At 54.5% G+C, this 12,377-nt stretch carries 11 protein-coding genes and 1 tRNA gene; 3 read left to right on the top strand and 9 right to left on the bottom strand.

Annotation, left to right across the window (positions count from 1 at the left end; all coding sequences use genetic code 11):
- Positions 1-102: 102 nt before the first annotated feature.
- Both Abin_RS01790 and Abin_RS01795 read right to left on the bottom strand, forming a co-directional pair.
- Positions 103-179, bottom strand: a tRNA-Arg gene (locus Abin_RS01790).
- Positions 180-251: 72 nt separating this feature from the next.
- Entirely contained in the window at positions 252-707 is a 456-nt protein-coding gene (locus Abin_RS01795) for a hypothetical protein (RefSeq protein ID WP_255319234.1), read from the bottom strand.
- A gap of 229 nt (positions 708-936) precedes the next feature.
- Between Abin_RS01795 and guaA the strand changes: the two genes are divergently transcribed.
- On the top strand, positions 937-2,520 hold the full coding sequence (guaA, locus tag Abin_RS01800) for a glutamine-hydrolyzing GMP synthase (RefSeq protein WP_048844639.1): 1,584 nt from the start codon (positions 937-939) through the stop codon (positions 2,518-2,520).
- 202 nt (positions 2,521-2,722) lie between these two features.
- On the opposite strand, the gene Abin_RS01805 is transcribed toward guaA, so the two are convergent.
- The 3 genes from Abin_RS01805 to Abin_RS01815 form a co-directional block, all read right to left on the bottom strand.
- On the bottom strand, positions 2,723-4,813 hold the full coding sequence (locus tag Abin_RS01805; protein ID WP_371862202.1) for a PQQ-dependent dehydrogenase, methanol/ethanol family: 2,091 nt from the start codon (positions 4,811-4,813) through the stop codon (positions 2,723-2,725).
- Between the two features lie 231 nt (positions 4,814-5,044).
- Positions 5,045-5,641, bottom strand: coding sequence for a DUF3574 domain-containing protein (locus Abin_RS01810; protein ID WP_052948144.1), 597 nt, complete (start codon positions 5,639-5,641; stop codon positions 5,045-5,047).
- A 10-nt stretch (positions 5,642-5,651) separates the two neighbouring features.
- Positions 5,652-6,692 carry a cysteine synthase A gene (locus tag Abin_RS01815; protein ID WP_048844640.1) on the bottom strand — a complete coding sequence of 347 codons (1,041 nt, stop codon included), beginning with the start codon at positions 6,690-6,692 and terminating at the stop codon, positions 5,652-5,654.
- Positions 6,693-6,825: 133 nt separating this feature from the next.
- Between Abin_RS01815 and Abin_RS01820 the strand changes: the two genes are divergently transcribed.
- Complete coding sequence (locus Abin_RS01820; RefSeq protein WP_048844641.1) at positions 6,826-7,233, top strand: rhodanese-like domain-containing protein; 408 nt, start codon at positions 6,826-6,828, stop codon at positions 7,231-7,233.
- Positions 7,234-7,284: 51 nt separating this feature from the next.
- Here the strand turns inward: Abin_RS01820 and Abin_RS01825 are convergent, their stop codons facing one another.
- The 3 genes from Abin_RS01825 to mtnA all read right to left on the bottom strand — a co-directional run bounded on the left by Abin_RS01825 (position 7,285) and on the right by mtnA (position 10,199).
- Positions 7,285-8,178, bottom strand: a complete 894-nt coding sequence (locus Abin_RS01825) for a DUF2272 domain-containing protein (RefSeq protein WP_048844642.1) — start codon at positions 8,176-8,178, stop codon at positions 7,285-7,287.
- 150 nt (positions 8,179-8,328) lie between these two features.
- A complete protein-coding gene (gene ybaK / locus Abin_RS01830; protein ID WP_048844643.1) occupies positions 8,329-8,823 on the bottom strand; it encodes a Cys-tRNA(Pro) deacylase in 495 nt (164 codons plus the stop codon).
- 281 nt (positions 8,824-9,104) lie between these two features.
- Positions 9,105-10,199, bottom strand: coding sequence for an S-methyl-5-thioribose-1-phosphate isomerase (gene mtnA, locus Abin_RS01835; RefSeq protein WP_048844644.1), 1,095 nt, complete (start codon positions 10,197-10,199; stop codon positions 9,105-9,107).
- Between the two features lie 282 nt (positions 10,200-10,481).
- On the opposite strand from mtnA, the gene Abin_RS01840 reads away from it, so the two are divergent.
- On the top strand, positions 10,482-11,135 hold the full coding sequence (locus Abin_RS01840; RefSeq protein ID WP_048844645.1) for a hypothetical protein: 654 nt from the start codon (positions 10,482-10,484) through the stop codon (positions 11,133-11,135).
- A 167-nt stretch (positions 11,136-11,302) separates the two neighbouring features.
- Here the strand turns inward: Abin_RS01840 and Abin_RS01845 are convergent, their stop codons facing one another.
- Positions 11,303-12,328, bottom strand: a complete 1,026-nt coding sequence (locus tag Abin_RS01845) for an asparaginase (protein ID WP_048844646.1) — start codon at positions 12,326-12,328, stop codon at positions 11,303-11,305.
- Positions 12,329-12,377 lie beyond the last annotated feature (49 nt).

A 12,377-nucleotide genomic window follows, 5' to 3' on the forward strand; every position in this document is an offset into this window, starting at 1 on the left:
CGCTGTTAGGTAAAGCCATCCCGCATGTGCAGGAAATGCAGAAATGGAAAAAACAAAGAAAATCTTTGTGTTCTCAAGATGATTTTTATTTTAGGAGAAATGTGGTGCACCCGAAGAGACTCGAACTCCTAACCCCCAGATTCGTAGTCTGGTGCTCTATCCAATTGAGCTACGGGTGCGCCGTGAGGCGGTTTCTAGTCTGACAGAGGGGGGCTGGCAACCCCCCTTTTGCAGATTTTTTCATTTTTTTGTCACTCGTTCCCCAGAAAGTTTTTCCAGGTGCGGTTTTCCGGCCGTTTTAGCGTGATGTGCGCCCGACATTCCGGCGTGCCGTACACACCTTCAAAGGTGTCTCCTACCGGATGAGCCTCAAAAACCATGGGCAGGGGCTTATGGTTGGCATCCTGCATGAGCAGTTGGGCGTGGTAATGCTGGGTTTCCTTGTTAGGCTTGCCCCGCAACACCAGAGAGCCGGTTTCAGGCGCAAAAATAATCCGCTTGGGTTCAATTTGCATCAGCGACACGCCGTTAACCGGGCAGTTGTGACCCTGATCAGCCACCAGGGTGCCAATCCAATCTCCATAAGGGTCATCCGCAGCAGACCCGGCCGCCCCGCATAACAGGCCAGCAACGGCCAGCGCCGCGCAGGATGCCGCGCCGTGAAAAGGACGAAGCAGCGAAAAACGACGTTTGAACGTATCAGTCATTGATAAACACACTCCTGTTGTCCCTAGATGTGAGACGGAAGCACCGTAGGCGCAAGGCAGGGCAGAAAGGCAACGCTATAGCCGGATAGGGGGAAGAATGCAGATTATTAGGGTGACGCCACGGGCGCGCCGCTTTATATCCGCAGTTTAGCACGTGACTGCCTCTTGCTGTGGTGGTTGCTTTTTACCTGAATGCCGCTCAGGCGCTGACCAGAAAGACCAGTAGCTCATGCCCGCTGCCTCCACTCCACTGGATGAAACCCTGCATCAAGACCGTATTCTGATCCTGGATTTTGGCAGCCAGGTGACACAGCTTATTGCCCGCCGTGTGCGTGAAAGCGGTGTCTATTGCGAAATCTGGCCTTTTACTGCTGATGCCGAGCGTATTCGCGCTTTTGCCCCGCGCGGTATTATTCTGTCGGGTGGTCCGGCAAGCGTCACCAGCCCGGATTCTCCGCGCATACCGGAAGTCGTGTTTGAAATGGCTATTCCGGTTTTAGGTATCTGCTACGGCCAGCAGGCCATGTGCCTGCAACTGGGCGGTCGCGTGGAAAGTTCTGACCATCGCGAATTTGGTCGTGCTTTTGTTGATATTCTTGAAGATTGCTCTTTATTCCGTGGGGCGTGGGCTCGTGGCGGGCGTGAACAGGTCTGGATGAGCCACGGGGATCGCGTTACCGAACTGCCACCCGGCTTCCGCATTGTGGCTGTCAGTGAAGGTGCCCCATATGCCGTGATTGCTGATGAAGGCCGCCGCCTGTATGGCGTGCAGTTCCATCCGGAAGTTGTGCATACTCCCCACGGTGCGGCATTGCTGAAAAACTTCACGCATAATGTTGCGGGCTGCACCGGCACATGGACCATGGCGGGTTTCCGTGACATGGAAATTGCCCGCATCCGTGAACAGGTCGGCACGGGTCGCGTGATTTGTGGTCTGTCTGGCGGTGTCGATTCTTCTGTGGCAGCGGTGCTGATTCACGAAGCCATTGGCGATCAACTGACCTGCATTTTTGTTGACCACGGCATGATGCGCGCTGGTGAGGCGGAGGAGGTTGTGGAAACCTTCCGTGGCCGCTTCAACATTCAACTGGTGCATCGTGATGCGTCTGAACTGTTCCTGCGTGAACTGGAAGGCGTGACCGACCCTGAAATCAAACGCAAGACCATTGGTCGCCTGTTTGTGGAAGTGTTTGAGGAAGAGGCAACCAAGCTTGGCGGTGCCCAGTTCCTTGCGCAGGGCACCCTGTATCCGGACGTAATTGAGAGCGTCAGTTTTACAGGTGGTCCGTCCGTTACCATCAAATCGCACCACAATGTGGGCGGTTTGCCAGACCGCATGAACATGAAGCTGGTCGAGCCTCTGCGCGAACTGTTTAAAGACGAAGTGCGCGATCTGGGCCGTGAACTTGATATCCCTGAAAACATTGTGGGGCGTCACCCATTTCCGGGGCCGGGTTTGGCTATCCGTATTCCGGGCAATATCACCCGTGAAAAGCTGGATCTGCTGCGTCGGGTTGATACGGTTTTCCTTGAGGAAATTCGTGCAGCAGGTCTGTATGATGCCATCTGGCAGGCTTTTGCCGTGCTTCTGCCCGTCCGCACCGTAGGTGTGATGGGCGATGGCCGCACCTATGATCAAGCCTGTGCTTTACGTGCTGTGACCAGCACAGACGGCATGACAGCAGACGTCTATCCTTTTGACATGAGCTTCCTGAACCGTGTTTCAAGCCGGATTGTGAACGAAGTGCGTGGGATTAACCGCGTAACCTATGACATCACATCCAAGCCACCCGGCACGATTGAGTGGGAATGATCCCGCGTCGGAGCGTTCGCAACGGCTACTGACGGAGTTTCGCCTCGCGTTATCCGTCAGTATGTAGCCTTTCGGGAAAGTCTGTCTCCTTTCCCGGATGCTGCCTTAGTTGCCTATGGTAATTACTGTTTTTCACCCCGGTTTGGCCATCAGTAGGCCGATAAACCGGGGTGTTTTCGTTTTTATATTGTTGGTCTTTCGTCTACGGAGCGTGAGCCGGTGTCTGGGCTGGAAGTGTTTGATGGGCACGCTCAATAATAAAGTGCCGTAGCGTTTCAATTTCAGCCGGTGTCATGGATTTGTCGAAACGGTCCATCCCAAACTGGCTTAAAGCCCCTTCGCCAACAATAGAATAAAAAGCGTCTTTATCCTGAATGGCGGCAGAATGGCGTAGGTCGGGTAATACGCCGGTGCCTTCCACATTCGCGCCGTGGCAGAATTGACAATAGATGGCAAACTGGCGGCTTCCTGCCAAAGCCTGTTTCTGATCAAACGTGGCGGGTGGCGGTAGGGCAGGTGTGGGCGGGTCAACAGCAGGGGGCAGCGTGTCTGTTCCATCAAGCGCAAAAGCCAGCACGCGCGACCGGTTGATGGAGCCCGTTTTTTGTCTCGCCAGCCCGGAAGCGTTCAGACCGTAAGAGCCACCCCAGCCAGCCAGAACAGCAATATATTGCCGTCCGTGCGCCATGTAACTGATGGGGGAGGCAATAATGCCGGTTTGCGCATCGAAACTGAACAGGTCTTTGCCATCTTGCGCGCGGTAAGCATGGAAAAAGCCGTTTGTCAGTCCCTGAAAAACCAGATCACCCGCTGTAGCGACAACACCGCCATTGGCTGGCCCCGGCTGGGGAATACGCCAGATTTCTTTCTGCTGCACCGGGTCCCATGCCACCAGCCAGCCCGCCAGATCCTTGGCTTGATCCTGCTGTTCCTTCAGGGTGGGCATTTTATCGTTCGCTTCAACATCCAGCCCCAGATTCCAGCCATCGGGGTGTGGTTCAAATGTTTTGGCGGCCTTCAGAAAATCAGGAACCTGTTGCACGGGCAGATAGACAAGCTTGGTGCGCGGACTGTAGGCCATTGCGGCGATGCCATGCGCCCCCATATCACCCGGAAAAATATGAAACATTTTGCCAGTCTGGGAGTAAAGTGCATCTGGGTTAAACAGCGGATACCCCGTTTTAGGGTCAAGCCCTGACGCCCAGTTAACGTACACAAAATTTTTGCCAGACAGAAATGCACCCGTTTTGGCATCCAGCACATAGAAAAAACCGTTTTTCGGTGCATGCACAATCACATGCCGCATCTGCCCTTCAATGGGGAGATCAAGCGTCATGATCTGCTGCGTGGCGGTGTAATCCCAATGGTCTTTAGGGGTTTCTTGAAAGTGCCAGACATAATCGCCAGTTTCAGGCCGAACAGCGATAATGCTGTTTAAAAATAGATTATCGCCTTTCCCCTCTGACCGCAGACCATAGTTCCACGGCGATCCATTGCCTGTCCCAAAGTAAACAAGATCTGTCACTGGGTCATAAACAATGGAATCCCACACAGTGCCGCCGCCGCCCTGACGGACCCATGCGCCTTTTGCCCCCCATGTTTTATAGGCCGTTTTCATCAGAACTGCGTCTGATGGTGCATTATCGGGTTTATTCTGCGGGTTGGGGACTGTGAAAAAGCGCCAGTCCAGCTTGCCTGTTTCTGCGTCGTATGCGCTCAGAAACCCACGCGCGCCAAATTCTGCACCGCCATTGCCAATCAGAACCCGGCCTTTTGCAACACGGGGCGCACCCGTTATTGTGTAAGCCTTCTGCTTGCCCAGATCCGCATCTGCAGGAATGGTGTTGACAGACCAGACGGGTTTTCCGGTTTTGGCGTCCAGCGCAATCAGCCGATTATCAAAGGTGCCGAGGTAAAGTTTACCGTTCCAGTAAGCCAACCCCCGATTAACCACATCGCAACAGCCCCGAACGCCGTAAGTGCCGTCAACTTTGGGGTCAAATGCCCAGAGAACCTTTCCGGTGGCGGCATCAAGCGCTTTGACGCGGCTCCATGCGGTAGAGGTGTAAAGAACACCGTCTTTAACCAACGGTGTGGCTTCCTGTCCGCGGTTGGAAGCCAGATCATAATGCCATGCCAGATGCAGTCGGCTAATGGTTTGCGGCGTTATCTGTGCAAGCGGACTGTAGCGTTGTTCGGAATAGGTGCGACCGTGTGTCAGCCAGTCAGCCGGATGATCCTCGGCGTGTAGAAGGCTTTGTTCTGCTGGGGCCGCATATGCTGTGAAAGGCAGTATTGCCGGGCAGGTCGCTCCCACCACAAAACAGGCACGCAGGGTGGCGAAAAAAGCTTTCCGGAAGCTGGATGATGCGACTATCGACACGTGATCTTCCCGTTTCTTCGTCAGGTACTATTGGCCTGAGGATTTAGGGAAGATTATTTGATAAAATATCGAAACGGAATGAAAAGCTGTTCGTCCCGGTTCTCAATTTCCTGAAGTAAACAGCAACAGAGTCTAAACTAATCAGAAAGAGGCGCAGGCGCGGGTCACTGTCAGGCCAACAGCCTGCTGCGAAAACTGGCTTTTATAAGTGGTGCGAACAAAGGCCAGATTGGCCGCCAGTTGTGGGGTGTTTTCTGGCACAGTGACCAGCACCAGGCGCGATGGTTCCTGCTGCACTTTCCCCGTTATTCTATCCTGCCACTGGCCGTCGCTGGGCAGAACGGAAAGCCCGGCCGGAAAGCGGGGCGTTATGGTTGTGCGGAGAAAATTCTGCCATTCAGTGCTGGTAATATCGGCTCCATGAGGGCGCTTCATGCCAAACATCAGGGTAATGTTCAGCATGGGAGTTGTACCCAATTTTTGGCAAAACCCACTGTCACTTTCCAGCGTGAGAGACGACCCTGACGTATCTGTCAGGATCGTATCGTCCTCGCCCGCACTGTGGGGTGTTGGTGAGGTTTTTCCGCCAAGAAGTGCCGAGATGTTATGGTGCGCCGTATGGTGTATGCCATCAGACGCGCTTGTCACGTCTGTATGGGTTCCGCAGCCACTCACCATGACTACGCCAAACCCAGCCAGAACACCGAATAGGGGTGAGGCAACACGTCTTACAGGCACGGCAGATCCCTTATTTATCAAGCCACGGCGCAACAGGCAGGTCTTTGCCACGCAGAAACTCCGGGTTGAACAGTTTTGACTGGTAACGCGCCCCGCCATCGCAAAGGATGGTCACAATACGGTGTCCCGGTCCCAGTTTGCGGGCTGTTCGAATGGCAGATGCCACATTGATGCCGGAAGAGCCCCCAACAGACAGCCCTTCGTCAATCAACAGACTGTAGATGATCTCAAGGGCTTCCGGGTCAGGAATACGTTCGGCGTCGTCAATGGGGGCCCCTTCCAGATTGCCAGTGACGCGCGACTGCCCGATCCCTTCGGTGATGGAGGATCCGGCAACGGACAGGTCATTGCTTTTCACCCATCCATACAGGCCGGAGCCCTCAGGGTCGGCGAGAACAATATGGGGTGCCTTTACGCCTGCTTTTTTTGCGGCCTCATGAAGACCAATGGCAGTACCCGCCAGTGTTCCGCCGGTGCCGCAGGCGCAGGTGAAGGCATCGATTTTGCCATCAAGCTGCTGCCAGATTTCAGGGGCTGTTGTGGTGCGGTGGCCTTCGCGGTTGGCCAGATTGTCAAACTGGTTTGCCCACACATATCCCCCTTCTTCAGCCAACCGGCGGGACACATGTACATAGTTGCCGGGGTCTTTATACGGCTTTGCAGGCACCAGACGCAGGTCCGCGCCAATCATGCGCAGAAAATCAATTTTCTCGCGGCTCTGGGTTTCCGGCATGACAATAATGCACCGATAACCACGGGCATTCGCAACCAAGGTCAGGCCAATACCTGTATTGCCTGCTGTGCCTTCAACCAGAGTGCCACCGGGTTTCAACACACCACGCCGTTCAGCATCTTCAATAATCGCCAAAGCAGCACGGTCCTTGACGGAACCACCGGGGTTCATGAATTCGGCCTTGCCGTAGATCTCGCACCCAGTGGCTTCCGACGCCTTGCGCAGACGCACCAGCGGTGTGCCGCCGACGGCCGCAGGCATATCAGCCGAGGTCGAGGCCCAGCCGGGAAGCAGGGCGGGAGTTGCGCTTTCAGTCATCCAGTTGCACCTTCTCTTTACTCAGGCAGGCCTTGCACGTCACAGGACCTGGCGCGTTGTGATGTGCCTCTCACGTTACGCGCCAGCGTCTTACAGGTGTAGACTCTGTCATACTAACCAGCAGGATACCACGATGATTGAAGATGTCTCTCCCCAGCATGTGTGGGCAGAACTTGAAAAAAACGACCGCGCCGTGCTGGTGGATGTCCGCACCATGCCAGAATGGCAGCTTATCGGCGTATCTGATCTGGCATCGCTTGGCCGGCGGTTGGTTCTGGTCAGTTGGCAGGAACTGGATGGTACCCCCAACACGCATTTTGCTGAAGACCTGGAACAGGTTGGCGTCAGAAAAGACGTGCCAGTCTATTTCATCTGCCGGTCAGGCGCACGCAGCCGCTCGGCAGCCGAGGCCGCAAAGCAGGCCGGTTATGCGCGCGTTTATAATGTGGCTGATGGATTTGAAGGCCCGCTAGACCCGCAGGGGCACCGGGGTACGGTTGCTGGTTGGAAAGTATCAGGCCTGCCGTGGCGGCAGAACTGATACCAGCCCGGCCGCAATTTCAAGAGTCTACGGGGCAGTCAAAGCGCCGGTTTACATACCGGCGTCAGGTTCAGATTCTGCGTCAAACAGAACTTCAAGCACGGCGCACCAAGGGTAACGTGTGTCATAGCTCTGGCCGGAGGGCGAGGAAATGCGGCCCTGCGGGTCGGTTGGCACATGGGTTAGGGCAACGGCATCGTCAATGTTGCCGCCAATAATGCTCAACTGCCGACCAAAAGGCTGGCCGTTCTGATTAACAGCCACAACATAACCGCAATGGGCCGGGAAACCGTAAGATGTTGGCAGGCTGGAGAAATTAACAGTCGTTTTGGCGCGGCCACGGCCCACGCAAATCAGGTCGCCCAGTTTGGGGGTGTAATTTGCCGGGTTCTGCGCACGCAGAATAGGGGATTGGCCCGAGGCTGCCGCATTGATGTATGTGGAATGGTTGGGTGAATACGGGAAGCGACTGTTCGCCCCAGATACCCGCATAACGTAAGAAATGAAGGCGGCTGACCATGCGTAATTGCCGTCATGCACGAAGTCGGTCAATTGACCGTTGGCATCATGTTTGCCCGTCCATGACGCCTCGGTCATGCTGGGTTCCATCCCAATCCACCAATATTCCCCAACACGTTCCCACAGACCGGGCGCGCGTTCAGGTTTAACTGCTGCGGTCTGGGGTTCTGGCCGGTCTTCCGGGTCATCATCATTCACCGGGCTGCCGAATAACCGCCATTCACGCATGGCTATGGCGACTAGATCCTGCCGGTTGAAGGGTTCGTAATTGCGGGTCGCAAAATCAGGCACATGGCTGCTGTAACCGTAAGATGCCGTCGCACCCGTCTGACCCGTGGCGGTAGGCGGTGCGCCGGGGGTAGGCTGTGACGCGCAGGCCGCAAGGCATAGCGGCGCAAACAGGGCAACAGAGAGCTTGCGTGACATCTCGTCTCCATCCAGACACGTTACTCCGGGTTGCCCGAAGTGTCAGAGGCTTCTGCCATCAGAAACCTCAAAGCTATGCATAAGCTGCTCTGCTGTCAGGGAAAAGAGGGCACGAAATTTTCCTCCGTGCCTGTTTCCTTTTTGCCCTGTTCAGGCCGCTTCGACCGTCAGATCCGCCGTTTGGCCCTGCACGCTGGCAATGGCCTGTTGTGGGTCTAGGCCAATGACAATGCCACGACCGCCACCATTAATATACATGACGTCCTGTTTCAGTGCCGCATTTTCAAACACGACGGGCACTTGGGTGCGCGCCCCAAAAGGGCTGATGCCACCAACCTGAAAACCTGTCAGGGCTTCGGCTTTTTCAGCATTCAGCATGCGGGCATTTTTACCACCAAACAGGGCGGCTACCTTTTTCAGGTTCATCTTCTGGTGGACGGGGATGACGGCACACACGATCTGCTTCTTATCAATTTCAACCATCAGGGTCTTGAAGACTTTTTCCTGATCAATGCCGATGCCAGCAGCAGCCTGAATACCGATTTTTCCTGAGTCTGACACATATTCATAGTCGTGTACCGTATAGGGAATGCCATGTGCGGTCAGAAAACGGGTCGAGGGGGTATCAATATGTGTCTGTGACATGGCGCAGCCCTTTCAGAACGGTTTGACGGTGCGTAACCGTGAAAAATCACGGTCTGCTTATCGGTCTGCTTTCTGGTTCCCGTCAAGAAAAGAGCTGTGCATAGGCGTATGCGTTCTGAAACTCTGGTTTTTGAGCACACCTGCTCTTATGGCGCAGGCTATTTTGGTGCTTCTATTATAAATGAAAAGTATGTTTCAAAAACAAATGTTCTTAAAATGTTCTTATTTTCAGAAGCGTTCTGCACTCTGTAATACTATATCAGAGAGTGCAGAACGGTATTTTACTGTTCCGGGAAAAGGCTTTTCAAACCATCTTCCGTTGCTGCACAGCAGCCACGTTCCGTAATCAGACCCGTGACCAGTCGGGCAGGCGTCACATCAAAGGCCGGATTGGCGGCTTTGCTACCGTCAGGTGTAATCTGCACTTTTGATAGAGTACCCCTTTCATCGCGTCCGGAAATATGGGTGATTTCTGATCCAGACCGTTCTTCAATGGGAATTTCCGTTACCCCGTTTGCAACAGTCCAGTCGATTGTTGTGGAAGGGAGCGCCACCCAGAACGGTACAGCGTTATCTTGCGCGGCAAGTGCTTTCAGATAAGTGCCAATTTTATTGGCGACATCGCCGGTGCGTGTGACGCGGTCTGTGCCCACAATAACCATATCAACCTGACCATGCTGCATCAGGTGTCCACCTGCGTTGTCGGCAATGACAGTATGGGGCACGCCGTGGCTCCCCAGTTCCCATGCCGTTAGGGCAGCCCCCTGATTTCTTGGGCGTGTTTCATCAACCCACACATGAACATTCAGGCCTTCATCATGCGCCATGTAGATAGGGGCTAACGCTGTTCCCCAATCAACCGTTGCAATCCAGCCCGCATTGCAATGTGTCAGCAGATTAATCTGGCTGCCTGCCGGCTTGGTTTTCGCAATATCGCGGATCAGGGAAAGTCCATGACGGCCAATGGCTTCATTCTGAGCCGCATCCTCGTCACAGATGCGCCCTGCTTCAGCATAAGCAGCAGCAACGCGTTTGTCAGCGGGAAGGGGGCGCAGGTGAGCCAGCATCCGGTCAATCGCCCAGCGCAGGTTAATGGCTGTGGGGCGCGTTGCGGCCAGCATAACAGCCTGTTCTTCCATGGCAGTATCAGAACTCTCATGGCGAAGGGCAAGTGCCAGACCGTAAGCAGCAACCGCCCCAATAAGGGGCGCACCACGCACCTGCATTGTGCGAATTGCATGTGCAACGTCCTGCGCAGACGTAAGTTGCAAAATATCCAGAGAAAAAGGTAAGCGCGTCTGGTCAAAAATATGGACAGACCACCCATCTTTTTCATTTATCCAGACGCTGCGATACGGGGTGCCGTTAATTTTCATGCGGAGAAGCCTCTGGCTGGGTCAGTGAAGGTTGAAGGATAATAGCGGATTTTTGGTGTCCACGCTACTGTTGGACGTGTTTTGTTCTTCTGGGGCGGAAGCACCTATTCTTGAAACCTGAAAGTATTTTTTGCATTTTCCACAGTTTTTGTTATGAAGGGATTACATTTCAAGCACAGAAGCCAGTTCTGTAAAGTTGTTTGGGCTGAAACCGCAGACGCTATTTCCAGAAAGATGCTTTTCTGTTCTTGTTTTTTGTAAGTTTAGGTTTCAGGAGTTTTTATGAGCGATACGAAAAAACGCGGTGCCGCAACCCGAGCAAAAGCAGCTTCCCCCCGCGCCGCAGCACCGACAACGCGCCGTCCCCGCGCTGCTGCTGTTAAAAAAGAAGTGGTAGAGGAAGAAGTTGCTGCCCCCCGTAAAACACGCCGTAGTGCAGCCAAGGTAGCAGCCCCGGAAAAACCGGTGCGTGCCCCAAAGGCTGCTAAAGCAGAAACAGTTGCTAAAAAAGCAACAAAGACGGCTGAAGCAAAACCCAAAACAACCCGTGCCACACGTAAAACGGCTGAAGTTGTAGAGGCTGCTCCGGTTGCAAAAACGACACGTCGCAAGGCTGCACCAGCTCCGGTTGTAGAAGCACCTGCTCGTCGCGGTCGTCGCACCAAGGCGGTTGAAGAGATTGTGGTGCCAGCAAAGCCTGCTCGTAAGAGCACAAAAGCTGCCGCTGCCGCTCCTGCTCCTGCTCCGGTAAAGACACGGGCAAAGGCTGCTCCGGCAGAAGCTAAAGTGCGTCTGTCTGCTGTTGAAAAACTGCGTATCGTGCAGGAAACACGCCGTCAGAAGCGTTATGACCGCCTGGCAGAAGAAGCCGAACAGGCAGCAACCAAAAGCACCCGTGGCCGCAAGGCTGGTGGACGTCGTGCTTCTAAAGCCTAAGGCTTGAGAATAGCTTTTGCTCTCTATCTAAAGGGGCAATAGTAAAAAGGCAGCACCTACAACAGGGTGCTGCCTTTTTTTCTATTTAGACACAAAAGCCGACACTATTTTAAAAATCGTCAGCTTTTCAGGTTTATCGGATGTGTCTCAGACGCAAAAAGTCCGTATCAACTTGTTGATGCTGGCAGATGTTCGGCTGCCAGATCCGCAGAAGCGCGGAATTCCCCAACAACTTGTCCATTCCAGTTTTTAAGGGTGCGGCGCATGAAATGGTTCAGCGAAGGACTGCTTTCCTGCCCAAACCGTGCAATGAGGGCCGCTGCCGCGGCCTCGGCAGCCCGTACGCCGCCGTCCCGACATTTTACGGCAATGCCAAGCCCTTTTTCCGGCAGCATGGCAATCATGACCCCTTCTGCGCCCATTTTGGTTAAGACCCGGGGTGCAAGATCCTGCATCACCACTGTGTCAAACTGACTGGTGCCAGCTATCATGAACGGATGTGCTGCGATGGCTGCGCGCAGACGTGTAGCAGCATCCTGATGATCGCCGCTTAATCCCTCACCACTGGCAAAGCGGGCATAAGCCAAGCCCAGAGCCTGAAGCGGAATGGCCCATGTCGGGATAGCGCACCCGTCTGTCCCACGGTTATCGTCCGTATGTGCAACCCCCGTTACGGCCTCAAGCGCTTGTCTGACCTGCTGCATGACGGGATGATCTGGGCGGCTGTAATGTTCCGGGTTGGTGTTTGTAGCACACGACAGACAGACAAAGCCTGCGTGCTTGCCAGAGCAGCAGTTATGCAGGGCGCAGGCTTGCTCGCCGCTTGCGGCTAACGCACGGGTTGCACGGCTATCTAAGGGCCAGTGGGTACCACATTCCAGAACGGTCGCATCATGTCCTGTGCGCGCCAGCATGGAGGTTGCAACAGCAATATGAGCAGGTTCACCCTGATGGGATGCACAAGCCAGAGCCAGTGCGTCTTGCTCCAGACTGTATTTATCTGCCGCACCTGTAGTCAGGAGCGGCAGGGCTTGCAGCGCTTTGACTGTCGAGCGCGGAAAGATGGCGGTTTCGACATCTCCCGCAGAAAAAACAGTTTTACCCTGCCCGTCTACAACAATGGCTGCACCATAATGGCGGGATTCAACCCGGTTGCCGCGCGTGGCTTCGGCCAGAAGTACATCATGAGTCACGGCTGGTTCTCCTTACCCTGTTGCCTTGTCAGGAATGGTATAGCGTTTT

The sequence above is a fragment of the Acetobacter indonesiensis genome (genome assembly GCF_000963945.1).
GTDB classification, from domain to species: domain Bacteria; phylum Pseudomonadota; class Alphaproteobacteria; order Acetobacterales; family Acetobacteraceae; genus Acetobacter; species Acetobacter indonesiensis.